Genomic DNA, 23,721 nt, shown 5'->3' with positions numbered 1-23,721 from the left:
GCCGCACCCCGCCGTCAGGATCGGCCCGCCCGTGGCGCGGCGCCGCGGACCTCCAGATCCGCCAGCAGGGACGCGGTGGCTGACGCCACCGCGTCCACCGCTCGGTCGAAGGCGACCCGGTTGTGCGCGGCCGGTGCGCGGAATCCCGACACCTTGCGCACGTACTGCAGCGCCGCGGCCCGGATGTCCTCGTCGCCGACCTGCTCCATGACGGGCGGCCGCAAGGTCTTGATGCTTCTGCACATACGTCCAGTGTGCACTGGCGTAGACGACCCCCCTCGGTGGTCAGGCGGCCTCCGCCTGACCACCGAGTTCGGCACGGAAGTCCCGGAGCATCGCGCGGGCGTGCCGCAGCCCGATGCGCTGCAGGGTCTCGTCCAGTTCGGCCAGCTCGGCCGCCGTCTCGGCGTCCGAACGCCCCAGCCGCGCCCGGGACTTGACCAAGCCGAGCCGGGACAGTGCTGCGCCGCGCGGCTCGCCGATGGCGCGGAACTCCTCCAGCGCACCGGAGTAGACCTCGCGCGCCTCCTCGTACCGTCCTGCCCGGAACAGCACGTTGCCGCGCATCTTGTGGTTGTACGCGAGCGCGCTCTCCAGCCGCATCCCCCGGCAAACGGCTTCCGCCTCGGTGAGCAGTTCCAGCGCCCGCTCGGTCTCGCCGCGTACCGACAGCACATCGGCTATGCCGCGCAGCGCCCAGGCGTGACCGCGGGCGTCCTCCGCTCGCCGGGCTATCTCGGCGGCCTCCTCGAACATCGCCAGCGCGGTGTCGTACGAGCCGGTGTTGCGGTGCATCTGCGCGATGCCCTCCAGCGCCCACACCGTGTGCCGGGCCTCGCCGTGCGCGCGGGCCTCGGCGAGGAGTTGCTCGTGCAGTTCGGTGACGGCCGCGTAGTCGCCCTGGATTCGGCCGGTCTCCGCCAGCCCCGCCAGTGCGTACCCACGGGCGATCCGGTCACTGCCGCGCTCCGCGCACTCGGCGGCGGCCGACAGCCAGCGCCGGGCCAACGCGAGCCGGCCGCGCTGCCGGGCCAGGGTGCCGCCGCTCCACAGCGCCCAGGCCATCGCCGCACTGTCACCGGCCCGCCGGGCGGCGCGATAGCTGTCCCGCCAGGCCCGCTCCGCGTCGGCCACCCGCCCCAGGCGCCGGTTCGCCTCGGCGACGGCGAGCCCGGCCCGCGCGTACCCCAGCACTGACTCGCGCTGTTCCTCGGTCGCCTTGGCCAGCACCTCCTCGTACGAGGAGTTCACCGACAGAGCGGATCCCAGAACGCCTTGGTACTCGGGAGCGAACGCCTTGCTGTACATGTGTGTCTGTCTTCCTGATCGCCGGTCACCGGTCTTCGATCAAGAACCTATGGGCGCAGGGCAGTTCGCCGGATCAACCTGTACGCGGGTTGTGGCATCAAACTCCGGTACCACCGAAAGGTGGCTGTCATCATTGAGTCGTACGGGACGCCCGGTGCGGACCGAGTCCGCGCAGGACATCGCCCGCCCGGCGGTGGGCCCGATTGCCTGGCACCGCCGGTCCGCGCCTCGGCAGCCGTGTAGGGGGCAAGCCCCCAACCCTCAACGGGTGTTGGAGGCCTGCCCCCGGGGCACGCGATCCAGGTTCAGCGGGACTTCGTCTCGGCGCCGTGTGCGAAGGCGCCGGCGTTCTCCGCGTCGCGATGCGGCTGGGCCTGTGCCCGCAGGCGCGGCAGTACCCGGCGCAGGTCCTCCAGGAAGAGGTCGGCGAGGTCGTGTCCGAAGCCGTTGCGGATGACGACGCGCAGCGCCGCCAGGTCGGTGCGGTTGGCCGGGAAGGTGTATGCGGGCACCAGCCAGCCGCGTTCGCGCAGGGCGGCGGACACGTCGAACACCGTGAAGTTGGTGATCTCGTCGCTCACCCGGAAGGCGAAGACCGGAAGTTCACTGCCGTCGGTGATGAGGCTGAACGGCCCCAGCTTGGCTATCTCGCTGGCGAGCCGGGTCGCGACGTCCCGGCAGGTCTGCTGAACGCGGCGGTAGCCCTCGAACCCCAGCCGCAGGAAGTTGTAGTACTGGGCGATCACCTGGGCGCCGGGCCGGGAGAAGTTCAGCGCGAACGTCGGCATGTCCCCGCCGAGGTAGTTGACGTGGAAGACCAGGTCCTTCGGCAGGGCCTCGGCGTCCCGCCACAGTGCCCAGCCGACACCCGGCATCACCAGGCCGTACTTGTGCCCCGAGGTGTTGATGGAGGCGACCCGCGGCAGCCGGAAGTCCCACGGCAGGTCGGGGTCGAGGAACGGGGCGATCATCGCACCCGACGCGCCGTCCACATGCACCGGAACGTCGATACCGGTGCGCTCCTGGAACGCGTCGAGGGCGGCGCATATCTCGGCGACCGGCTCGTACGCACCGTCGAAGGTCGAGCCCAGCACGGCCACGACGCCGATGGTGTTCTCGTCGCACAGCTCGGCGGCGGCGTCCGCGGACAGGGTGAAGCGGTTGCCCTCCATGGGTACGTAACGGGGTTCGACCTCGAAGTAGTCGGCGAACTTCTCCCAGCACACCTGCACGTTGATGCCCATGACCATGTTCGGCCGGTCCGCCGGCTTGCCCTCGGCGCGGCGGCGGTGCTGCCAGCGCCGCTTGAAGGCGAGACCGGCCAGCATCGCGGCCTCACTGGAGCCGGTCGTCGAACAGCCCACGGCCGCATGGGAGTCGGGGGCGTTCCACAGATCGGCGAGCATGTGTACGCAGCGGGCCTCCACCTCCGCGGTCTGCGGGTACTCATCCTTGTCGATCATGTTCTTCTCGGCGCACTCGGCCATCAACCGCTGGGCCTGCGGCTCGGCCCAGGTGCTGACGAAGGTGGCCAGGTTCAGCCGGGCGTTCCCGTCGAGCATCAACTCGTCGTGCACGATCTGGTACGCGGTGTCCGGGTCGATCCCCCCCTCGGGCAACTCGAACCGGGGGACGCAAACGGGTTCCCGGGTGAAGACCGGGTTCACCGTCAGGTGGCTGCTGGCTTCGCGGTGCTGGTGCGGGCGCTTGAGCGGCATGGTGAGCATGTCCTTTTCGCCGACGTCGTTCCGTACGTACCGATTCATGCGGCGTCGGCCGGCCCGGCCGGGCCGGTCACGCGCGGCGGACAGGCTAGTGCCCGTTGCTGAGCGGCCCGGGGCCGCCCTCTCCAGTACGGCCGCACGCGGCGGCGCGTGCCAAGAGCAGAGTGCGCTCGCGTTCGTTTCCGGTGAGCGCCGCCGCGCGCTCGAACTCCCCGCGCGCCTCGTCCAGACGACCGAGCTTGGCCAGCAGGTCGCCGCGCACGCTCGGCAGCAGGTGGTAGTTCTTCAACGAGGGTTCCGAGGCCAGTTCGTCGACGAGTTCCAGTCCGGTGGCCGGACCGTAGGCCATGCCCAGCGCGACCGCTCGGTTCAACTCGACGACGGGAGACCGCGCGCGGTGCGCGAGCGCCTGGTACAGCGCGGCGATCCGCACCCAGTCGGTCTCCGGCGCGGTACGGGCCCGGGCGTGGCAGGCGGCGATCGCGGCCTGCAGGGCATACGGGCCCCGCGCGCCGCCGAGCTTCTCGGCACGCTCCAGGGCGGCGAGCCCTCGGTGGATCAGCAGTTGGTCCCATCGGGAGCGGTCCTGGTCCAGCAGCAGAACGGGCTCGCCGGAGGGGCCGGTACGCGCGGCCGACCGCGACGCCTGGATCTCCATCAGCGCCACCAGGCCGTGTGCTTCCGGTTCGTCCGGCACGAGCTCGGCCAGGACGCGGCCCAGTCGCAGCGCCTCCTCGCACAGCGCCGGGCGCATCCAGTCGTCACCGGCGGTCGCCGCATATCCCTCGTTGAACACCAGGTAGACGACCTCCAGCACGGAGGACAGCCGGTCGGCGAGTTCGGGTCCCTGTGGGACCTCGAAGGGCACGTTCTCCTTGGCGAGGGTCCGTTTCGCCCGCACGATCCGCTGCGCCACGGTCGGCTCCGACACCAGGAAGGCACGTGCGATCTCCCCGGTGGTCAACCCGCCCAGCAGCCGAAGCGTCAGGGCCACCCGGGCCTCGGTGGACAGCACCGGGTGGCAGGAGATGAACATCAGCCGGAGCAGGTCGTCACCGAAGTCCTCGTCGAGGGCGGTGTCGAAGTCCGGTGCGGCACCGCGCTGTTCGGTCTCCAGTTCACGGCCGAGCTCCTGGACCTTCACGTCGAGTCGCTCCTGCCGCCGCAGCAGATCGATCGCACGATGCTTGGCGGTGGCCATGAGCCATGCTCCCGGGTTGCGCGGGATGCCGGATTCCGGCCACTGCTCCAGCGCGGCGACCAGTGCGTCCTGAGCCAGTTCCTCGGCGATGCCGACGTCGCGGACGATCCGGGTGAGACCGGCGATCACCCTCGCCGACTCGATCCGCCAGACCGCGTCGATCGCGCGATGGGTGTCGGAAGCTGTCACGCCGCCCCATCAGAGCAGTGGTATCCCTGCCACCGCAAGGCCGACGCGCCCCACCGGACGGCTTCCGCCGGAGGTAGCGGGCTACGCTCTGCGAGGCGATCATGTCGCCTGCCCCCGTCCCCGTCACGGAAGTCGCTCCGGTGCTCGTCCTTCGCTCCGTCGTGTTGTTCGTCGTCGCCGCCCTCTTCGAAATCGGCGGCGCCTGGCTGGTGTGGCAGGGGGTGCGGGAACACCGCGGCTGGGCCTGGGTGGGGGCCGGTGTGCTGGCGCTGGGGATCTACGGCTTCGCCGCGACGTTGCAGCCCGATGCGGCGTTCGGGCGGATCCTGGCGGCGTACGGCGGTGTGTTCGTCGGGGGGTCGCTGGCCTGGGGCGTGGTCGTCGACGGCTACCGGCCGGACTGGGCAGACATCGTCGGAGCGTGCGTGTGTCTGCTCGGTGTGGCGGTGATCATGTACGCGCCACGCGGTCACTGACCGCGGCGCGGCTCATCCGGCGGCGGCGCCCGGTGCGGCGGCGAGGTGTCCCAGGAACCAGTCCTTCGCCAGCTCCGCCGCCTGCTCCAGCGTGCCCGCCTCATCGAAGAGGTGGGTGGCGCCGGGTACCACCGCGAGTCGGCTCTCACAGCGCATCCGCGCCTGGGCCTGCCGGTTGAGCGCGAGCACCTCGTGGTCCTGACCGCCGACGATCAGCAGCGTGGGCGAGGTCACCGCGGACAGCCGGGGCCCGGCCAGGTCCGGGCGACCGCCGCGGGACACCACCGCGTAGATCTGTGCATCGGGTTCCGCCGCCGCCCACAGCGCGGCCGCCGCGCCGGTGCTGGCACCGAAGTACCCCAACGGCAGGCCGCGCACCTCGGGCCGCTCCCGCAGCCACTTCGTGGTGTCGGTCAGCCGCCGGGCGAGCAGGACGGTGTCGAAGACATTGGCCCGGTCCACTTCCTCGTCCCGGGTCAGCAGGTCGAACAGCAGTGTCGCCAGTCCGGCCTGGTTGAGCACGCTCGCGACCAGGCGGTTGCGCGGGCTGTGCCTGCTGCTGCCGCTGCCGTGCGCGAAGACGACCATGCCCGTCGCCCCGGCGGGTACGGTGAGCCGCCCGGCGAGCTGCGCGGATCCGGCGCGTATCTCGACCTCGCCGTCGTACGGCTCGTGGTCGTGGGACGGTGACGAGGCGGCCCCGAGCGCGCCGCCGCGCTCCGCGGCCCGCGCGAGGCAGTCCATGACCTCCTCGTCGGTGGTCTGCGAGAAGTCCGCGTAGAACTGGCCCACGCCGAAGAAGTCATGGGGCGTCTCCAGGCACACCAGTTCATCGGCGTCCTGTCGCATCGGCACGATCCGGTCGGGCGGCGCGACGGGCACGGCGAGTATCACCCTGGCCGCGCCCTGTGCGCGAGCGATCCGGCAGGCCGCCCGGGCGGTCGCGCCGGTGGCGATGCCGTCGTCGATCACGATCACCGTGCGCCCTCCGATGTCCAGGCGGGGCCGATCGCCACGGTACTGGCTGGCGCGCCGGGCGAGTTCGGCCCGCTCCCGTTCCTCCACCTCGGCGAGTTCCTCGTCGGAGACCCGCTCCAAGCCCACCACCTCGTCATTGATGACCCGCACCCCGCCCTCGCCGATCGCCCCCATGGCCAGCTCCGGCTGGAACGGTGCGCCGAGCTTGCGCACCACGCAGACGTCCAGGGGTGCGTTGAGCGCCTCCGCGACGTGGGCGGCGACCGGGACACCCCCCCGTGGCAGGCCGAGTACGACCACATCCGTTCCGCGCAGATGTACCAGGCGCTCGGCGAGGCGCCGTCCCGCGTCCAGCCGATCGTAGAAGTACACGATCGCACCTCCTCGCACGCCGGATTCCGGCCCCTTCGGACCAAGGCGGACACCGCGCGCGGGCGACGACTCCGGTGAGCGACCTGCGTGTCTGCCCCGACCTGCTCCCTACCAGTGTCGTCCTCGCCCGGCGCTCCCGGCAGGGCTTCCGACGACGACCGGAAAGTCGCAGGTCGGGGCGGTCGTCAGGCGGTCGTCTTGGTACCCGCCTGGCGGGCCAGCGCGGTCACCCGCTCCAGGGTCGGCTCACGGAGGATCTCCGGCAGCGAGGCCATGAAGGCGGCCTCGCCGTCGGCGGTCAGCACCTCCCGGCTGACTCCGGCGAGCATCGCCAGCAAGGAGACGGAGTCGCCGCCCAGCCGGTGGAAGTCGGCCTGGCCGTCCAGCCGGACGTGCGGCACCCCGAGGGTCCGCGCCCAGACCTGGGCCACCGCCTGCTGCACCGGGTCCACGACGGTGTCCGCCGGGTCGGACGCGGCACCGGGCTGGTCGCCGAACGGGTCCGGCAGGGCCCGTACGTCCACCTTCCCGCTGACCGTGTACGGCAGCTCCGGCACCACCAGGGTCGCGGCGGGCACCATGTAGCCGGGCAGCCGGACCGCCAGGTGCTCTTCCAACTCCTCCGGTGTGACGGCCGAGTTGGCCAGCACGTACCCGTACAGCGCCTTGCCCGACTGGCCTGCTCTGCTCCTGGCCACCACGACGGCGCGATCCACGGCCGGATGGTCCTCCAGGACCTGTGCCACCTCCGCGGGTTCCACCCGGTGGCCGCGGACCTTGACCTGGTCGTCGATCCGCCCGATGAACTCCAGTTCCCCGGACGGCAGTACCCGGGCCAGGTCACCGGTGCGGTAGACCCGCGTGCCGTCCGCCAGGGTCGGGAAACGCTCACGGTTGAGGTCCGGTCGGCCGAGGTAGCCGCGGGCGAGTTGGGCACCGCCGAGATACATCTCGCCCACCTCGCCGGGTGCGACGAACCGGCGTTCGGCGTCGAGCAGGAACACCGTGGTGTTGTCCGCGGGGATGCCGATGGGCACCACCGGCCCGTCCCCGTCCGTCGCCAGATCGTAGGTGTGCGCGGTGCAGCCGATGGTCGCCTCGGTCGGTCCGTACTCGTTGATGATCCGGCACTTCGGCCCGAACATCTCCTGAGCACGAGCGGCGACTTCGACCCGCAGCTGCTCGCCCACCACCACCACACTGCGGTAGCCGGTCGGCGCGAGGTCAAGCCTGCCGATCAGATCGAGGTGAGACGGCGTCAGGTTCAGCGCGTTGGCCCCGGAGTCCTCCAACAGGCGGCGCAGCGAGAGGTGGTTGGGGTCGTCCGACATCAGCACGACCTGGCCGCCGACCAGCAGCGGCAGGAAGACCGAGGTGCCCGAGACGTCGAAGGACGGCGAGGTCAGCAGTGGCAGCCGGGTCCCCTCGTCCACATCGAACTCGCGGGTCGCCCAGTGGACGTAGTTGACCAGGTTGCGATGCTCGATCTGCACGCCCTTCGGCCGACCGGTGGACCCGGAGGTGTAGATGATGTAGGCGAGATCGGAGGGGCTGATCTCAACATCGGCGCTGTGTGCGCCCTCCGCACGCACCAGGTCGTCCAGCGGCAGCACATGGCAGCCTTCGGGGACACAGTCACGCTCCCGGTAGTGCCACTCCACCAGGCAGTACGTGCTCCCGGCGTCGGCGAGCAGCTCGGCGAGGCGCAGATCGGGATGGCGTACGTCCAGCGGGAGGTAGCAGGCGCCTGCCCGCAGCACGCCCCACAGCCCGGCGACGGCCGCCACCGAGCGACCCGCGAGCAGTCCGACGACCGTGCCGGGGCCCACCCCGCGGCGGCGCAGCTCGGCCGCCACCGCGTCGGCGCGGCGGCTCAGCTCCGCATAGCTGATCTCGCCTTCCGGTCCGCTGAGCGCGATCCGGTGCGGAGTGCGTTCGACCTGCTCGCGGAAGAGCCGGACCACCGACTGCTCGTTGGGCAGCGCACGCTCGGTACGGTTTCCGGCCCACTGGCGGTGCTCCCGGGGGGAGAGCGCCTCCTCGACGACGTCCAGCAGCGCCTCGGCGCGAGCGGGGGTGTCCGGGCCGTCGTACCAGGCCACCGTGATCTCGGTGCGTCCCGCCGTCTCCACCAGGTTGATCTCCGGCGGGCTGCCGGGGTTCGCACCGCCCAGCGTGTACAGGGACGTGGCGTGGAAGTGGTCGGTGGAGAACTCGTCGAGGTCGACGGAACCGAGGTGTGAGACGAAGGCCCGCCCGGTGTAGGTATCGGCACGGGCCGCGTTCTGGTCCAACTCCGCGATGCCGGTGCGCAGTAGGGGCAACGGCAGTTCCATGATGGCCGGGTCCGCGCCGGTGGCCAGCTCCTGCCGTTGGGCCATGGCGGTGAGCATCTTGCGCTGTACCTCCTCCCAGCCGTCGTCGGCGGCTGTCTCCAGGCGGAGCGGGTGTGACAACGTCGCTGTCGACCGGACTCCGGGGGCGTGACGGCGCAGATCGACCGGTACGAAGTACCGCCCGGGGCCGTATGCCGCGGCGAGCGCGGCGGTCGCCTTGGCGGTGGCACCGAGATGGGTCCCGTCGACCGTCCGGCGCCGCCACAGCAGACTGCTTGAACCAGCCGGGCGCGGTCCGAGCGGTGAGGGGAACTCCATGGCCGCCGCGTCGGCCGGCGGCGGTGGATCATCCGGTGCGCAGATCTGCCGCAGCAGATCGTCGTTGTTGACCGGTGCGGTCGCGCCCCGCGGCTCCTCGCCGCGCAGCACGCGGAACACATCGGCAGCCCACATGAGCAGACCGCGCCCGTCCATCACCGCGTGCGCAGCGCGGAACACCACGGTTGCCGGGTCCCCGGGAACCAGCAGCACTTCGCAGGTCGGTCCCGCATCGGTCAGCGCGGCGCGCAGCGCGGGCGCGTCGAGACGCGCCCGATTGAACGATTCTCCTGCGAGTAGACGCACTTCGGGCGCCTTCCCGCTGTCCACCCAGCGCTTGTCCTGGCGCACCACTCGAGCCCCTGGATTGGCCCGCGAGGCAACGGCCACGGCGCGGGCGAGTTCTTCGGCCCGGAGTCTGCCCTCCCCTTCGACGAGATGGTGGATCACACTGTGCTCCGGCTCGACACCCAAGAAGGTCCACTCAAGGGGTGAGACGGCCCTGCTGTAGGGGCGATTTCCAGCGGCGGTCGGTCCGCTGAACGATCGATCCCTGTTGGTTGGCGTACTCAACAGTAAATTCCCCGTTCTCTGCTGATCTGGCCTAAAAACACCGGCAAACAGTGTAGTTGGCCACCACGCTCGGTCTCCCTCGGTCAATTCCGACCGCTTTGCGGGGCATTGAGCGGCGGACGCATGTATTCCCGATGTACGGCAGATGACTTCGAACGGGTCGCACTCGGGTCGCCGCCTCGGCGGCCCTGCCACCGGTCAGCACCTGGCGTCAAACCCACGCCCCGGTAAAACCCACCGCGGCCCATCGCCGCCGAAAACCATGACCGAACGGACCCGGGCACCAAACAGACACCGCTGGCGGCGCAAAACCACCCGCTTCGCAACCGTTTGCCGCCGCTACCTGCGTAAACTCGATATCGCCCACAGAGAAAACCGGGCATAACTTTCCCAGTTCCGGGCCAACCCGCCGAAGCACCCCGTTGGTATAACTCTCGGGCGGGCATAAACGGGCCGCACATGCCCGATCAGGCAAAGCCGCCACCACCGCGCGGGAAAGGAGGCAAGCACCGTCATGACGGCTGAGGAACGGCAACATCGGATCCTCGCCCTCGCACGGCACGAGGGCCGGGTCGAGGTGTCGGCCGCTGCCACCGATTTCGGCGTGGCGCCGGAGACCATCCGCCGCGATCTGCGCGAAATGGAGCACAGGGGCCTGGTCCGCCGCACCCACGGCGGCGCCTACCCGGTGGAAAGCGCGGGCTTCGAAACGAGCCTGGCGCGCCGCGAGAGCCAGAACGTGGCGGACAAACGCCGTATCGCGGCAGCCGCGGTGCGGTTGCTCGGTGACGCGGAGACGGTCTTCGTGGACGAGGGGTACACCCCCCAACTCCTCACCTCCATGCTGCCATCCGACCGGAAGCTCACCATCGTGACCGCTTCCCTGGCGACGGCGGCCGCCGTGGCGGAATCGGACGACATCACCGTCCTGCTCCTCGGCGGCCGGGTCCGCGGCAGAACACTGGCGTCGGTCGGCTCCTGGGCCACCGAGATGCTCTCCACCTTCGTGATCGATCTGGCGTTCCTCGGCGCCAACGGCATCTCCCGCGAGTTCGGCCTGACCACCCCCGATCCGGCGGTGGCGGCGGTCAAGTCCCAGGCGATCCGGTCCTCGCGCAGGCGGGTGTTCCTCGGCTTCCACAGCAAGTTCGGGGCCAACAGCTTCTGCCGGTTCGCGGGCATCGCGGACTTCGAGACCATCGTCACGGACACCGGGCTGTCCGCCGCCGAAGCCCACCGTTATTCGCTGCTCGGACCCCAGGTGCTAAGGGTCTGACCCCCTTCCCCCTCCCCCGAAGGCACCCATATGACCGCCCTCACCGGCACCCCCATGCCCAAAACACCACCCACCAGGCGTTCCCTCAGGCGCCGCCTCGGCGCCCTGGGAGCCTGCGCCGCGCTGCTGCTCAGCGGCTGCGCCGGAGCGGGCGGCGACGCCCTCGGCGGCGGTTCGCACCGCCACACCATCAACGTCCTGATGGTCAACAATCCGCAGATGGTGGATCTGCAGAAGCTGACCGCGGAGCACTTCACCCGGCAGACCGGCATCAAGGTGAACTTCACCCTGCTGCCCGAGGACGATGTCCGCGACAAGATCAGTCAGGACTTCTCCAGCCAGGCGGCCGAATACGACATCGCCAGCATCAGCAACTACGAGGTGCCGTTCTACGCCAGGAACGGCTGGCTGTCACCGCTGGGCAGCCGCGCCGCGCAGGATCCGTCGTACGACCAGCAGGACGTGCTGCCCCCGATGCGGCACTCGTTGACGGCCGCCGACGGCCAGATCTACGCCGAGCCGTTCTACGGCGAGTCGTCGTTCCTGATGTACCGCAAGGACCTGCTCGCCGCCAAGGGACTCGCCATTCCCGCGCGGCCCACTTGGAGCCAGGTCGCCGACACCGCGGCCAAGTTGGACGGCGCCGCACCGGGCATGCGGGGCATCTGCCTGCGCGGCCAGCCCGGTTGGGGCCAGATGGCCGCCCCGTTCACCACCGTGGTGAACACCTTCGGCGGCACCTGGTTCGACAAGGGCTGGAAGGCGCAGCTGACCAGCCCCGCGTTCACCCGCGCCGCGAACTTCTACGTGGGCCTGATCCGCGCCCACGGCGAGGCGGGTGCCGCACAGGCCGGATACACCGAATGCCTCAACGATCTGCAGCAGGGCAAGGTCGCCATGTGGTACGACTCCACCGCGGCGGCCGGTTCGCTGGACGGCGCCGGGTCTCCGGTGGCCGGGAAGATCGGGTACGCGCCCGCGCCGGTGGACCAGACGCGCAACTCCGGCTGGCTGTACACCTGGGCGCTCGCGCTGCAGAAGGCCAGCAAGCACCAGGACGACGCCTGGAAGTTCATCTCCTGGGCCACCAGCAGCCAGTACGAACAACTCGTCGGCAAGGAACTCGGCTGGTCCCGGGTCCCCGCGGGGAAGCGGGCGTCGACGTACGCCAATCCGGCGTATCTGCGTGCGTCCGCCGCGTTCGCCAACCCCACCAGGACCGCGATCGCCGGTGCCGACCCCGACCACCCCGGCGTACAGCCGCGACCGGCCCCCGGAATCCAGTTCGTCGGCATACCGGAGTTCTCCGCGTTGGGCACCAGGGTCTCGCAGAACCTCAGTTCCGCCATCGCCGGACAGACAAGCGTCCAGCAGGCCCTCAAGGACAGCCAGACACTGGCCGCGAGAGTCGCCGCGACCTATGCCAAGTGAAAGCCGCCACGCCTCGGCGCCCCGTACGGAGCGGAGAACAGGCATGAGTACGAACGCAACCTATCCCCTCACCCCCACCGCGCCACTGGGCCGCGCCGGGGCCGCGCGGCAGGCCGGGTCACGGGCCAAGGCCTGGGCGCGCCGCGCCCCGCTGCTCCCGGCGCTGGTGTTCATGGTCATCGTCACCCAACTGCCGTTCGTGGCAACGCTGGTGATCTCCTTCATGCAGTGGAACGCGCTGGCGCCGCAGAACCGCCGCTTCACCGGACTCACCAACTACCAGACGGTGATCTCGGATCCGATGCTGCGTTCATCGGTGCTGACCACCATCGCGTTGACCGCCACGGTCGTGGTGGTGAGCCTGGTACTCGGATTGGGCCTCGCCCTCCTGCTCGACCGGCGCTTCCGCGGCCGGGGCATCGTGCGCACCCTGCTGATCACGCCGTTCCTCATCGTCCCCGTGGCCTCCGCACTGCTGTGGAAGCATGCCCTCTACAACGCCTCGTACGGTGTCATCAACGGGGTGCTGAGCTGGTTGTGGAGCCTGTTCGGCAGCCATCACGCACCGCAGCCGGACTGGATCTCGCACACACCGCTGATGGCGGTGGAGATCTCGCTGGTGTGGCAGTGGACCCCGTTCATGATGCTCATCCTGCTCGCCGGACTGCAGAGCAGGCAGTTGGACGCGGTCGAGGCGGCCACCGTGGACGGCGCGGGGAGTTGGCAGATCTTCCGCTATCTGACCCTTCCCCATCTGCGGCGCTATCTCGAACTCGCGGCGCTGCTCGGCTCGGTGTACGTGGTGCAGAACTTCGACGCGGTCTTCACCATCACCTCCGGCGGCCTGGGCACCGCCAACCTGCCGTACAGCATCTACCAGACCTTCTACCAGGCCCATGACTACGGGCAGGCGTCCGCGGAGGGGGTCGTCGTGGTCATCGGTTCGATCATCGTGGCGACCTTCGCGCTGCGTACCGTCTCGTCCCTGCTCAGCCAGGAGGCATCACGATGAGTTCAACGGCACGACGTGGCGCCGTCTGGTCACTGGTGGCCTGGATCGCGGGCGTCCTGTTCGTCCTGCCCGTGCTGTGGATGGTGCTGACCTCGCTGCACAGTGAGCAGGACGCGGCGACCAATCCGCCCAGCCCCGGCGCCGCCCTGACGCTCCAGGGCTACCGGGAGTTCTTCGGCGCGGGCACCGGGGTCAGTCCCTGGCCACCGCTGCTGAACTCCCTTACGGCCAGCGTGATGTCCACCCTGCTCGTCCTGGTCCTCGCCGTACCGGCGGCGTACGCGCTGTCCATCAAACCGGTGCGCAAGTGGTCGGACGTGCTCTTCTTCTTCCTGTCCACCAAGATGCTGCCGGTCGTCGCCGGACTGCTGCCGGTCTATCTGATCGCCGAGCACCTCGCCATGCTGGACAACATCTGGCTGCTGGTCATCCTCTACACCTCGATGAACCTGCCGATCGCGGTGTGGATGATGCGCTCGTTCCTCGCCGAGGTCCCGGTGGAGATCCTGGAGGCGGCCGCCATCGACGGCGCGCGGCTGCCGACCACGCTGGTGCGGATCGTGGCGCCGGTCGCGATGCCCGGGATCGCCGCGACAGCGCTGATCTCCTTCATCTTCAGCTGGAACGAGCTGTTGTTCGCACGGGTGCTGACCGGGGTGGTGGCGGGTACCGCACCGGTGTTCCTCACCAGTTTCGTCACCAGCCAGGGCCTGTTCCTGGCGAAGGTGTGCGCTGCCGCGACCTGTATCTCACTGCCCGTGCTGATCGCCGGGTTCGCCGCTCAGGACAAGCTCGTCCAGGGCCTGTCACTAGGAGCAGTCAAATGAAGGCAGCCATCATCACCGGCGTCGGTTCCGTGGAGGTCGGACAGGTTCCGGACCCCACCCCCGGCCCCCGCGAGGTGGTCGTCGAGGTCGCGGCGTGCGGGCTGTGCGGTACCGATCTGCACATCCTGCAGGGCGAGTTCGCACCCACCCTGCCGGTGGTACCGGGTCATGAGTTCGCCGGCCGGGTGGTGGCGCTCGGTGCGGACGTCGACGAGCTGCGCGAGGGCGACCGGGTCGCGGTGGATCCCTCGCTGTACTGCCATGAGTGCTACTACTGCCGTCGCGGCCGCAACAACCTGTGCGAGCGCTGGGCGGCGATCGGGGTGAGCACCGCGGGCGGCGCGGCGGAGTACGCGGTGGCGCCCGCCGCCAACTGCGTCAAGCTCCCGGACCATGTCCGCACCGAGGACGCCGCGCTGATCGAGCCGCTGTCCTGCGCCGTCCGCGGATACGACGTGCTGCGCGGCCAGTTGGCGGCCCATGTGCTGATCTACGGATCCGGCACCATGGGCCTGATGATGCTGCAGCTCGCCAAGCTGACCGGTGCCGCCTCGGTGGACATGGTCGACGTCAACCGCGAACGGCTGGCGACGGCCGGGCAGTTGGGCTGCAGTTCCGCGGTCACCTCGGCTGACGAGATCGACCGGCCGCGCGGCTGGGACGTCGTCATCGACGCCACCGGCAACGAGAAGGCGATCCAGGACGCGCTCGGCCGGGTCGGCAAGGGCGGTACGTTCCTGCAGTTCGGTGTCTCGGACTACGCGGCCCGCGCCACCATCGAGCCGTACCGGATCTACAACCAGGAGATCACCATCACCGGCTCCATGGCGGTACTGCACAGTTACGAGCGCGCCGCCGAGTTGTTCAGCGCGGGTGTGCTGGACCCGGAGGTGTTCATCAGCGACCGGCTGCCACTGGACGAGTACCCGACCGCGCTGGACCGCTTCCGGGCCGGCAAGGGCCGCAAGATCCAGGTCCTCCCGTGAGCTCCCCTAAGCTCCGTCCTCTGCGCCCGCCGCCGCAGCTCCCCCCGACGCCAAGGAGCACGCCATGACCTCGTCCGCACCACCCGTACTCGTCATCGGGGAGGCGCTCACGGACATCCTGTGCGGACCTGACGGGTCCCGTAGCGCCCGCCCCGGTGGCAGTCCGGCGAACGTGGCGCTCGGACTGGCCCGCCTCGGCCACCCGGTGCGCCTGGCGACCAGGGTGGGTCAGGACGGCAACGGGGCGGCGCTGCGGCGGCATCTGCTGGACAGCGGTGTGGAGTTGACGCACGGTTCCGTGGTGCCCGGTGCCTCGCCCACCGCGACCGCGGTGCTCGACGAGCACGGATCGGCCACGTACACCTTCGATCTGCACTGGGACATTCCGCCGAGCACCCTCGCCCTGGTGCGGGACGGCGCCCCGGGCCACCTGCACACCGGGTCGATCGCCACCGCGCTCGAGCCCGGCGCCCGGCATGTCGAGGCGGCGGTGCGGGCCGCGCGCGATGCCACCACCATCTCGTACGACCCGAACCTGCGGCCCAGCCTGCTCGGCGACGCCGCCGAGGAGCGGCCCCGGGTGGAGGCGTTCGTGGCGTCCAGCGACGTGGTGAAGGCCAGCGAGGAGGACCTCGCCTGGCTCTACCCCGAGCGGAAGCCCGAGGAGGTGGCAGCCCGCTGGGCGTCGTCCGGACCGTCCCTGGTCGTACTGACGCGGGGGGCCGACAGTACGGGTGCCTTCTGGCGGGTGGGCCGGTGCGAGGTGCCGGTGCCGAAGGTGCGGGTCGTCGACACCGTGGGCGCGGGCGACGCGTTCATGGCGGGCCTGATCAGCGGGCTGCTGTCGGCCGGGATGCTCGGCAGCCTCCCGGCCGGGGCCGAGCCGTCACCCCGTACCAGGCTGCGCGCGGCGACCGGCGCGCAGGCGCTGGACGCCGCCGTGGCGGCCGCCCTCGCCCGGGCCAGCCTGGCGGCGGCGCTCACCTGCGGCCGCCCGGGCGCCGACCCGCCGACGCTGGCGGAGCTCACCGATCGGCAGACGGCCGTTCCGCCGGTCGGGTGACGGGCTCGACGCGCTGACGGTCGCCGCGGGCTCCCGCCCGCCCGGCGTCCGGCGAGTTGTACCGGCCGGACTGCTGGCGGACGATGGATGGTGCCCCGGGGCCGGATGCGACGAGGTGAGCCATGGGGACGCCGGAGACCGAAACGGACAGCGCGGCGGCGCGGCGCTGCCCGCGAGCGGCGGACGGCCGGGAGCCGGTCATCCGTACGTCGGGGCTGACCAAGGTCTATCCGAAGACGGATTTCGCCGCCGTGGACCGGTTGGACCTGCGGGTGTACCAGGGGGAGATCTTCGGGCTGCTCGGGCCGAACGGCGCGGGCAAGACCACCACGGTCGGGATGCTGACCACCCGTGTCATCCCCACCGCGGGCTCCGCGTACATCGGCGACATCGACGTCATCGACCAACCCACCCTGGCCAAGCAGGTCATCGCCGTGGTGAGCCAGCAGAACACCCTGGACCGGGCGCTGACGGTGTGGGAGAACCTCTACTTCCACGGTCTGCTGTTCGGCGTTCCCGCTCGGCAGTCCCGGCGAATGGCGGACGAACTCCTTGATCAGTTCCAGCTGTCCAAATGGGCGGCGTCCTCGGTGTACACGCTGTCCGGGGGGATGGCCCAGCGGCTGATGGTGGCGCGGGCGATATTCCACCGCCCGGCCGTGCTGTTCCTCGACGAGCCGACGGCGGGACTCGATCCGCAGGGCCGACTGGCGCTGTGGGATGTCCTGGACCGGTTGATCGCCGACGGCCAGACGATCCTGCTCACCACACACAACATGGAGGAGGCCGACCGCCTCTGCGACCGGGTGGCGATCATCGACCACGGCAGGATCCTCGCGCTGGACACACCCGACGCGCTCAAGCGGAGCATCGGCGCCGACACCGTCGTCACGGTGGCCACCAGCGGCGACGCGGACGATCTCGCGGCGCGGCTGCACCGGGACATCGACGGGGTCGTGCGCACCCGTCTGGTCGACGGCGGGGTCGAACTCCAGGTGAAGGGGAACGACAGGGTGCTGCCCCGGGTGGTGGCGAGCGCCGAGTCCGGCGGCTTCAACCTGGTCGACCTCTCCATCGCCGAAAGCACCCTGGAGACGGTGTTCATCAGCCTCACCGGAAAGGAGCTGAGGGACTGATGACCGCACCCACCGCCCCCTCGGCGCCCACTCGTATCACCGTACGGCCGACCAGGTCCGCGGCGGCCGCCAGCCGCTCGGCGTTGGCCGCGCTGATCCGGCGGGATCTGACCGTACTGCGCAAGAACTTCGGCGAGTTCGTGGGCCGTACGCTGATGCAGCCGTTCCTGCTGGTGTTCGTGTTCCTCTATGTCTTCCCCACCATCGGCCAGGGCATCGGCTCCGGCGGCGGTACGGCGGGCGAATCGGCGTTCGCCACGGTTCTGGTGCCGGGGGTGGTGTCGATCGCCATCATGTTCCAGGGCATCCAGTCGGTGGCCATCCAGATGTCCCAGGAGTTCGGCTTCACCCGGGAGATCGAGGACCGGGTGCAGGCCCCGTGCCCACTGTGGCTGGTGGCGGTCGCCCGGGTACTGTCCGGCGCCACCCAGGGCCTGATCTCCGCGGTCATCGTGCTGCCCATCGCGGCCGTCGTCCACGCGCCTGGGGTGCACGCGCATCTGACCGTCCACTGGTGGATCGTGGTCACCCTGATCCCCCTGGCGTGCATCACCATGACCTCATTGGGGCTGCTCCTCGGCACCACGTTCGAGCCGCGGAACATCGGTGTCATGTTCGGTTTCGTGGTGCTGCCACTGGTGTTCCTGGGCGGCACGTACTACCAGTGGACCAAGCTGTCCCTGGTCCATGTCGGTGGTTTCCACTGGCTCCAAGTCCTGGTGCTCGTCAACCCGTTGATCTACATCACCGAGGGAATGCGCGCCGGGTTCACCGAGGCATCACATATGCATCTCTACGTGGTGTATCCGGTACTCACCGGATTCTGCGCGCTCTTTCTCGGCCTGGGCCTACGGAACTTCCGCCGTCGCGTGCTCTCCTGACAGCGACGTGTCGGAAGAAAGCGAGGCGTTGACCGCGACCAGGCGCTCGTCCTGTGCCGTCCTCGCCGAAGTCCAACTGCCGAGCGCGATCTCGGCGGTGATTCCGGGACCGAATCCGGCGATCACTCCGCGCGCGGAGTCGACCTGGGTACCGTCCGCGAACAACCGGGCCATGGCGTCGAAGACCACCGCGCTCGCGATGTTGCCGCGTTCCTCAAGCGTGGCACGGCTGTAGCGGAACGCGGCGGGTTTCAGCGACAACAGGCGGCACAGGTCGTCGAGAATACGCGGGCCGCCCGCATGGATTATGTAGAAGTCGAGGCCGGACACATCCCATTCATGCTGTTCCGCCAACGTACGCAACGCCGGGGCCAGCATTTCCATCGTCTTCGGAACCCGCTTGTCCAGCAGGAAGTGGAATCCGGTGTTGCGCACCCCGTAGGCGATCCAGTCCACCGTGTCCGGCACCAGATGGGAGCCGTTGCGCTCCAGCCGTATGCCGGTGCCCCCTTCGCCGCGTACCACGGCCGCCGCGACCGCGTCCCCGAACAGTCCGTTGGACAGCAGCGAGCCGATGCCCACATCGGTGGGCTGGTAGCACAGCGAGCAGAACTCGCAGGCCACGATCAGCACGTTGGCGCCGGGATAGGCCAGACAGAAGTCGTGTGCCCGGTTGATCGCGGCGCCGCCGGCCGCACAGCCCAGCTGGGCGATGGGCGTCTGCCGGGTGTCCGATCTGAAGCCCATGGTGTTGATCAGCCAGGCGGTCAACGAGGGCATCAGAAATCCCGTGCAGGACACATAGACGATCAGGTCGATGTCCTTGGGGCGCAACTGCGCGTAGTCCAGTGCCTCCTCGATGACCGGAGGCACGAGTCTTTTCGACCCGGACTCATAGAGCGCGTTGCGCTGGGTGAATCCCGGGTGTCTGAGGGTTTCCTCGATGGGCTGGAGGATGTGGCGGGTACGCACACCGGTGTTCTCGATCAGCCGCAGCACAAGGCCGAGTTGCGGATGGTCGGCATGCAGAGTGCGGGCGAGTTCCAGAGTCTGCTCCATCGTGATGACATGCTCGGGAACACGGATAGCCGGTCTGCACAGGGTTGCCATGAGATCTCCGCTATCGGGCGCAGGGTGCGGGAAGGAATCCGGTAAGCTCACCGGTTTCACCAGGAAACCGGTAGGGCCTGCGGATACCGCCAAATCGATCCGCTGTTCCAGTCAATCTCATCGCGAGGCACTGCCAACCGCAACTTCGGGAAGCGGTTCAGCAGGGTGCCGACGGCAACCTGGAGTTCCATCCTGGCCAGGTGTGCGCCGACGCAGTGGTGCGTGCCGTGGCCGAACGTCATGTGATTCGCGGCGCCCCGTTCCAGGTCCAACTCGTCGGGCCGGTCGAACATCCGCTCGTCGCGGTTGGCGGACAGGTACGAGACATGCACCGGCTCCCCCGCACGGATGGTCACGCCGCCCACCTCCACGTCCTCCATGGCGATCCGGGCGATGCCGACCCCCTGCCGGAACGGGATGAAGCGCAGCAGTTCCTCGATGGCCTTCGGCAGCAGGTCGGGCCGGGCCCGCAGGGTGCCGAGCTCATCGGGGTGGGTGAGCAGGGTGTAGACGATGTTGCTGATCTGGTAGGTACTGGTGTCATGGCCGGTGACCATCAACACCATGCCCATGACGGCCAGTTCGCTGTCGTCGAGCAACTCCTCGCCGTCACGTGACGCGGCGAGGGCGCTCAGCAGGTCGTCGGCGGGATTCCGCCGACGCCGACCGGTCAGTTGGGTGAAGTAGGTGCGCAGCTCCGCCTTGGCCGCGGCGGCGGCCGCCCGCCCCTCCGGTGACGTCGACATCATGGTGACGGCGCATTCGCGCAGCCTCGGGCGGTCCTCCTCGGGTATGCCGAGCATCTCGCTGATCGTCATCAGCGGTAGCCGGGACGACACGTGGCGCACCAGGTCGGCGGGACTGCCGTGCGCCGTCATCTCGTCGAGCAGGGCGTCCACGATCCGCTGGGTCTTCGGGCGCATCTCGTCGACCTGGCGGTTGGTGAACGCCTTCGCCACCAGCCTGCGCAGATGGCTGTGGGCCGGCGGATCCATCAGGTTGATCGACTCGACCTGAGCGATCGGTTCGGGGGTCATCCTGGGCAGATCGCGCCCGATACCGGCCGCGCGGCTGAAACGGCGGTCCGTGGTCACGGTACGGACGTCCTCGTACCGGGTGACCAGCCATGCCTCGCCCTCGCCGTGCGGCATACGGATCCTGGCGACCGGTTCCTCGGCCAGTAATCGCCGCATCAGCGGATCGAACTCCAGGTCGGTGTCGTGCTTGAACGGGCAGTCCCATACGGTGGCGGGTTTTTCCATGGAGCGACTCCAGGTCCGGCGGCGGCAAGGTTGTGGAGGAACGCGTTCCGCTTGCGTTCCGCCATTCGAATGACCACGCCTTGCCCCCGGCTCCGAAGACTCATGTGCGCCCGACGCCCAAACCACTCGTAGGTGTTGTCTGGCCGCATACCGCCATGATGCGCTGCCACCCGTCGTGCGCCACGGTTGAGCGGGGGCGGGCGCGGGGTCCGGTGCCGGAGGGATGCGCGGTGGAGCCGGTGACGGCGCTGCAGAGGATCGCGTTCCTGCTGGAGCGCGAGCAGGCGCCGACGTACCGGGTGCAGGCCTTCCGGAGGGCGGCCGAGGCCCTGCGCGCCCTGGGGGACGACGAGGTGGCGGCACGGGCCGCCGCGGGAACCCTGCGGGACGTACGGGGGCTCGGGCCGACCACCACGGCCGTGGACGGGTCCCGGTGTACCTGGCCCGGCTGGAGGAGGCGGCGACGCCACCGGCCGCCGGGGCGAGACGCTGCGGCGGGCGCAGCGCGGCGACTGCCACGCGCACTCGGACTGGTCGACGGCGGCGGATCGATTCGACGGCGAACGCAGCGGTGTCATGGTCGGTGCCCACATTGACCCAGCCGGTGCGCACATGACGTGACATCGGACCCGACAGGCAACCGTAGTGATTGCAGCTACGGCGGGCCCGAGGAGTAAACGAACAGCAGGCCGTCGCCCATTCCCCGTCCGAGACGTCTTCGTCCCGGACGGCCAACGGTGCCTATGAGTCGTTTTCAAGGCATGCACGTACAACGTGTTCATGCTCGCCGCCGCCAACACACCCAACTGGCAGGCCGACAGCCGAGCCGGCTACATTCCGCAAGTGGCGGAGCTCCGTGATGGCGACGCGATCTGCCTGCTTTCTGGTGTGGCTCTGTTGTCCCGGTCTGCATCGGCGGTGGATCGGTCAGCCCGCGTCATACGCGCGTTTCGCGAGGGCATCCGCAGCCGTGTAGCCACCGTCCACGGTGATTTCCGTGCCTGTGACAAAGCGAGCGCCGCCGGTGAGCAGGAACGCCACGACCGAGGCGATGTCATCTGGGAACCCGTTGCGCCTCAACGGAGTCAATCCGGCTGATTCCGCGGGTGCATCGACGTCGATATAGCAGGGCGAGACGGCGTTGACGCGGATCCCGGATGGCCCGAGCACGTTGGCGAGGCTCTTCGTCAGGTTGGTGAGCGCGGCCTTACTCGCCGAGTAGGCGAGTGAATCGAATGAGCCCATCGTCCCCGCTGTGCTGGAGATATTGACGATTGAACTGCCGGGCGGCATGGTCGGGGCAAGCGCGATCGTGGTGGCCAGTGGACCCCGGAGGTTGACGTCCAGCACCCTGTCCCAGGAGTCCAAACTGGACTCCCAGGAAGTGAACTCAATCACCGCGGCGTTGTTCACGAGCCCGTGGAAGGGGCCGGTAGCGGCCAGTCGGCCGAGCGTGGCCGCTGATTCCTCCCGGTCCAAGTGATTGAGGTGGACCATCTCCTTGACGCCGAGGACAAGGAGTTCCTCTGCGTCGGCCGCGCCGGTGTTGTACGTGCCGACGACGGTTGCTCCGCGCCTGACCAGGTCGAGCGCGATGCCCCGGCCGATGTCCTTCGACGCTCCGGTGACCAGGACCCGCTTGTCCGTGAGCATCACGCGTCTGCCTCCGATGTTGCTCGGTGTGATTGCTCGCCATGAGTGGCGGCCAGGAAGTGTGCTAGTCGCCGCGCGAGAGCCAGGGTGGTGAGCGAGGGGTTGGCGGCGCCCATGCGGGGAAAGGTCGCTGGCCCGCAGGCGTAGAGGCAAGGGATGGAGGCGAACACGTGACGGTTGTCAAGTACGTCACCCAGCGGCAACGTGCACCCCTCATGGTCCTCGGTACCCAGCAGGCTTGACCAGGTGAAGGGCCCTTCGGACGCCTCCGCGCCGATCGACTCCGGCAGCACGAACGCGTTGGTGCGAACCGGGTGGTCGAAGTCGTCGAAAGCCAGGGGCGTGGCGGTGAGACCGAACTCGGCGGCCAGTTGGCGCCAAACCTTGTCCAGCACCTGGCGCTGGCGTCCGACGACGTCCCGGTCGGCCGGGGCCAGATCCGCCGTGACAGTTGTGCGCCACGGGTACTCGCCGGTCGGCTCGCACGTAACGTGGCTACCAGTTCCGGGCATCTGCTCCCCGGTGAGCCGCACATCGAACAGAAGGACGCCGGGTTCGGGCCGTTCGACCGTGATGAACAGGTTCGACCGGACGACGTCCTCGCACGCGGTCACGTACGAGCCGGATGCGGCGTCCGACAAGCCATGGGATGCCCTGTCGTCGTCGGCGTCGCGCACCCGCACGAAGAAGCCCTGGACGATGTGGTCGGTAAGCCCGTCCAGCCGGGGCGGGCGGCAGGGGTCGATCGCGCACAGCGCCTGGATGGCCAGCCTGCTGTTCTCGATGGTCCCGGCGGCCAGGACCACCGAGTCCGCGGAAATCCGGCGGGCCCTGCCGTTCGGGCCGGTTTCCCGGACGAGGACGCCGCAGGCTCGCCCGTCCTTGATGTCAACCGAGAGGACGTCGGTGCCACACAGGAACCGGATGCCACGCGGGCCGTCCAGCACGGCGCCCGTTACCGGGTGTCGCCAATGGTCCAGCGGGGAGTAGGCGTACCAGCGGCCATCGTCACCGAACCGGGTTTCGGCCTGCGGGGTGCGGACGAGACGGAATCCTCCTAGCTTCAGAACCGGTTGCTGCGAGTCGAGTCGGTTCGGATCTATTCGGAGGTCTGCCGCGACCTGTTCGTAGAGCGGTCCGCCGCCCCGCCACGAGCCGCGCAGGTCCGTCACGATCGACTCCGGCCAGTCGGCCAACGCCCAGTCCTCAACCGGCAGTGACGCGCCGTACCAGTACAGTGAACGTCCACCGAGGCGCTTGCGCAGACCGGCGTTGACGGCGTAGTGCGGGGCGGATTCCGATGTCCAACAACGCTGGAAGTGTGGGTCGCTGGCGGGATCGAGGAAGGTGCGCAGCGCTTGATCGTGCTTGTGCGCGGAGTTGATGTGTAACAGATCCTGCGCGGGTCCAGCTTCGATGACCAGGACGTCGTCGACACCGAGAGCGGCCAGTTGCCGGGCCACTTCGAGGCCGGCGAGCCCACCTCCGGCGATCACTACCCGACAGTGCGGGTCATCGGTGCCTGGAACCGTAGCGGGCCACTGCCATTCGGCAAGACCTGGGGAGAGATCAGCTGTCGACACGATGGTTCTCCATTGAGTTCGTCGGG

Annotated in this window: 19 protein-coding genes and 2 pseudogenes; 10 read left to right on the top strand and 11 right to left on the bottom strand. The window is 69.4% G+C overall.

Annotation, left to right across the window (positions count from 1 at the left end):
• Window positions 1–14: 14 nt before the first annotated feature.
• The 4 genes from P2L57_RS03880 to P2L57_RS03865 all read right to left on the bottom strand — a co-directional run bounded on the left by P2L57_RS03880 (window position 15) and on the right by P2L57_RS03865 (window position 4,422).
• Window positions 15–245 carry a DUF2277 domain-containing protein gene (locus tag P2L57_RS03880; RefSeq protein ID WP_275808181.1) on the bottom strand — a complete coding sequence of 77 codons (231 nt, stop codon included), beginning with the start codon at window positions 243–245 and terminating at the stop codon, window positions 15–17.
• A gap of 40 nt (window positions 246–285) precedes the next feature.
• Entirely contained in the window at window positions 286–1,308 is a 1,023-nt protein-coding gene (locus P2L57_RS03875; protein WP_275808178.1) for a tetratricopeptide repeat protein, read from the bottom strand.
• A gap of 305 nt (window positions 1,309–1,613) precedes the next feature.
• Window positions 1,614–3,026, bottom strand: a complete 1,413-nt coding sequence (gene gad / locus P2L57_RS03870; protein WP_275809173.1) for a glutamate decarboxylase — start codon at window positions 3,024–3,026, stop codon at window positions 1,614–1,616.
• A 94-nt stretch (window positions 3,027–3,120) separates the two neighbouring features.
• Complete coding sequence (locus P2L57_RS03865; RefSeq protein ID WP_275808175.1) at window positions 3,121–4,422, bottom strand: RNA polymerase sigma factor; 1,302 nt, start codon at window positions 4,420–4,422, stop codon at window positions 3,121–3,123.
• 140 nt (window positions 4,423–4,562) lie between these two features.
• On the opposite strand from P2L57_RS03865, the gene P2L57_RS03860 reads away from it, so the two are divergent.
• Window positions 4,563–4,898, top strand: coding sequence for a YnfA family protein (locus P2L57_RS03860; RefSeq protein ID WP_275809170.1), 336 nt, complete (start codon window positions 4,563–4,565; stop codon window positions 4,896–4,898).
• A gap of 12 nt (window positions 4,899–4,910) precedes the next feature.
• Here P2L57_RS03860 and P2L57_RS03855 read toward each other — a convergent pair whose 3' ends face one another.
• Both P2L57_RS03855 and P2L57_RS03850 read right to left on the bottom strand, forming a co-directional pair.
• Window positions 4,911–6,248, bottom strand: coding sequence for a phosphoribosyltransferase family protein (locus P2L57_RS03855; RefSeq protein ID WP_275808172.1), 1,338 nt, complete (start codon window positions 6,246–6,248; stop codon window positions 4,911–4,913).
• A 185-nt stretch (window positions 6,249–6,433) separates the two neighbouring features.
• The gene (locus P2L57_RS03850) at window positions 6,434–9,352 is read right to left on the bottom strand and encodes a non-ribosomal peptide synthetase (RefSeq protein WP_275808169.1); all 2,919 of its coding nucleotides are present in this window, start codon (window positions 9,350–9,352) and stop codon (window positions 6,434–6,436) included.
• Window positions 9,353–9,989: 637 nt separating this feature from the next.
• On the opposite strand from P2L57_RS03850, the gene P2L57_RS03845 reads away from it, so the two are divergent.
• The 8 genes from P2L57_RS03845 to P2L57_RS03810 all read left to right on the top strand — a co-directional run bounded on the left by P2L57_RS03845 (window position 9,990) and on the right by P2L57_RS03810 (window position 18,087).
• Complete coding sequence (locus P2L57_RS03845; protein WP_275808166.1) at window positions 9,990–10,751, top strand: DeoR/GlpR family DNA-binding transcription regulator; 762 nt, start codon at window positions 9,990–9,992, stop codon at window positions 10,749–10,751.
• Between the two features lie 54 nt (window positions 10,752–10,805).
• Window positions 10,806–12,182, top strand: a complete 1,377-nt coding sequence (locus P2L57_RS03840) for an ABC transporter substrate-binding protein (RefSeq protein WP_275809167.1) — start codon at window positions 10,806–10,808, stop codon at window positions 12,180–12,182.
• Between the two features lie 43 nt (window positions 12,183–12,225).
• Window positions 12,226–13,194, top strand: coding sequence for a carbohydrate ABC transporter permease (locus P2L57_RS03835; protein WP_372515597.1), 969 nt, complete (start codon window positions 12,226–12,228; stop codon window positions 13,192–13,194).
• On the top strand, window positions 13,191–14,021 hold the full coding sequence (locus P2L57_RS03830; protein WP_275808163.1) for a carbohydrate ABC transporter permease: 831 nt from the start codon (window positions 13,191–13,193) through the stop codon (window positions 14,019–14,021). The genes P2L57_RS03835 and P2L57_RS03830 overlap by 4 nt, the downstream gene beginning before the upstream one ends.
• Window positions 14,018–15,007: a zinc-dependent alcohol dehydrogenase family protein gene (locus P2L57_RS03825; protein ID WP_275808160.1), complete on the top strand. Its 990-nt coding sequence runs from the start codon at window positions 14,018–14,020 to the stop codon at window positions 15,005–15,007. Before P2L57_RS03830 ends, P2L57_RS03825 begins: the two co-directional genes overlap by 4 nt.
• 64 nt (window positions 15,008–15,071) lie before the next feature.
• Entirely contained in the window at window positions 15,072–16,070 is a 999-nt protein-coding gene (locus P2L57_RS03820; protein WP_275808158.1) for a carbohydrate kinase family protein, read from the top strand.
• Window positions 16,071–16,192: 122 nt separating this feature from the next.
• Window positions 16,193–17,206, top strand: coding sequence for an ATP-binding cassette domain-containing protein (locus P2L57_RS03815; RefSeq protein ID WP_275808155.1), 1,014 nt, complete (start codon window positions 16,193–16,195; stop codon window positions 17,204–17,206).
• Window positions 17,206–18,087, top strand: coding sequence for an ABC transporter permease (locus tag P2L57_RS03810; RefSeq protein WP_275808152.1), 882 nt, complete (start codon window positions 17,206–17,208; stop codon window positions 18,085–18,087). The genes P2L57_RS03815 and P2L57_RS03810 overlap by 1 nt, the downstream gene beginning before the upstream one ends.
• On the opposite strand, the gene P2L57_RS03805 is transcribed toward P2L57_RS03810, so the two are convergent.
• Together P2L57_RS03805 and P2L57_RS03800 are read right to left on the bottom strand one after the other, a co-directional pair.
• Window positions 18,055–19,197 (bottom strand): type III polyketide synthase, encoded by a 1,143-nt coding sequence (locus tag P2L57_RS03805; protein ID WP_275808150.1) that lies wholly within the window; start codon window positions 19,195–19,197, stop codon window positions 18,055–18,057. The two genes, P2L57_RS03810 and P2L57_RS03805, sit on opposite strands and share 33 nt — an antisense overlap.
• Before the next feature lie 56 nt (window positions 19,198–19,253).
• On the bottom strand, window positions 19,254–20,459 hold the full coding sequence (locus tag P2L57_RS03800; protein ID WP_275808147.1) for a cytochrome P450: 1,206 nt from the start codon (window positions 20,457–20,459) through the stop codon (window positions 19,254–19,256).
• A gap of 230 nt (window positions 20,460–20,689) precedes the next feature.
• On the opposite strand from P2L57_RS03800, the pseudogene P2L57_RS03795 reads away from it, so the two are divergent.
• Window positions 20,690–20,996, top strand: a pseudogene (locus P2L57_RS03795) (PHP domain-containing protein); the annotation flags it as partial.
• A 3-nt stretch (window positions 20,997–20,999) separates the two neighbouring features.
• Here the strand turns inward: P2L57_RS03795 and P2L57_RS41080 are convergent.
• The 3 genes and pseudogenes from P2L57_RS41080 to P2L57_RS03785 form a co-directional block, all read right to left on the bottom strand.
• Window positions 21,000–21,065, bottom strand: a pseudogene (locus P2L57_RS41080) (ISAzo13-like element transposase-related protein); the annotation flags it as partial.
• Window positions 21,066–21,386: 321 nt separating this feature from the next.
• Window positions 21,387–22,112, bottom strand: coding sequence for an SDR family NAD(P)-dependent oxidoreductase (locus P2L57_RS03790; RefSeq protein WP_275808143.1), 726 nt, complete (start codon window positions 22,110–22,112; stop codon window positions 21,387–21,389).
• Window positions 22,112–23,695: an FAD-dependent oxidoreductase gene (locus tag P2L57_RS03785; protein WP_275808139.1), complete on the bottom strand. Its 1,584-nt coding sequence runs from the start codon at window positions 23,693–23,695 to the stop codon at window positions 22,112–22,114. Before P2L57_RS03785 ends, P2L57_RS03790 begins: the two co-directional genes overlap by 1 nt.
• Window positions 23,696–23,721: the final 26 nt, after the last annotated feature.

It is taken from the genome of Streptantibioticus ferralitis, from assembly GCF_029223525.1.
In the GTDB taxonomy this organism is placed as follows: Bacteria; Actinomycetota; Actinomycetes; order Streptomycetales; family Streptomycetaceae; genus Streptantibioticus_A; species Streptantibioticus_A ferralitis.
This window is presented reverse-complemented; position numbering and strand designations above follow the sequence as displayed.

Coding starts and splice junctions, on each gene's coding strand:
- P2L57_RS03790 (WP_275808143.1), bottom strand. CDS start 22,112: ATGCTCACGGACAAGCGGGTCCTGGTCACCGGAGCGTCGAAGGACATC.
- P2L57_RS03845 (WP_275808166.1), top strand. CDS start 9,990: ATGACGGCTGAGGAACGGCAACATCGGATCCTCGCCCTCGCACGGCAC.
- gad (WP_275809173.1), bottom strand. CDS start 3,026: ATGCCGCTCAAGCGCCCGCACCAGCACCGCGAAGCCAGCAGCCACCTG.
- P2L57_RS03825 (WP_275808160.1), top strand. CDS start 14,018: ATGAAGGCAGCCATCATCACCGGCGTCGGTTCCGTGGAGGTCGGACAG.
- P2L57_RS03805 (WP_275808150.1), bottom strand. CDS start 19,197: ATGGCAACCCTGTGCAGACCGGCTATCCGTGTTCCCGAGCATGTCATC.
- P2L57_RS03875 (WP_275808178.1), bottom strand. CDS start 1,308: ATGTACAGCAAGGCGTTCGCTCCCGAGTACCAAGGCGTTCTGGGATCC.
- P2L57_RS03820 (WP_275808158.1), top strand. CDS start 15,072: ATGACCTCGTCCGCACCACCCGTACTCGTCATCGGGGAGGCGCTCACG.
- P2L57_RS03800 (WP_275808147.1), bottom strand. CDS start 20,459: ATGGAAAAACCCGCCACCGTATGGGACTGCCCGTTCAAGCACGACACC.
- P2L57_RS03840 (WP_275809167.1), top strand. CDS start 10,806: ATGCCCAAAACACCACCCACCAGGCGTTCCCTCAGGCGCCGCCTCGGC.
- P2L57_RS03830 (WP_275808163.1), top strand. CDS start 13,191: ATGAGTTCAACGGCACGACGTGGCGCCGTCTGGTCACTGGTGGCCTGG.
- P2L57_RS03880 (WP_275808181.1), bottom strand. CDS start 245: ATGTGCAGAAGCATCAAGACCTTGCGGCCGCCCGTCATGGAGCAGGTC.
- P2L57_RS03815 (WP_275808155.1), top strand. CDS start 16,193: ATGGGGACGCCGGAGACCGAAACGGACAGCGCGGCGGCGCGGCGCTGC.
- P2L57_RS03835 (WP_372515597.1), top strand. CDS start 12,226: ATGAGTACGAACGCAACCTATCCCCTCACCCCCACCGCGCCACTGGGC.
- P2L57_RS03810 (WP_275808152.1), top strand. CDS start 17,206: ATGACCGCACCCACCGCCCCCTCGGCGCCCACTCGTATCACCGTACGG.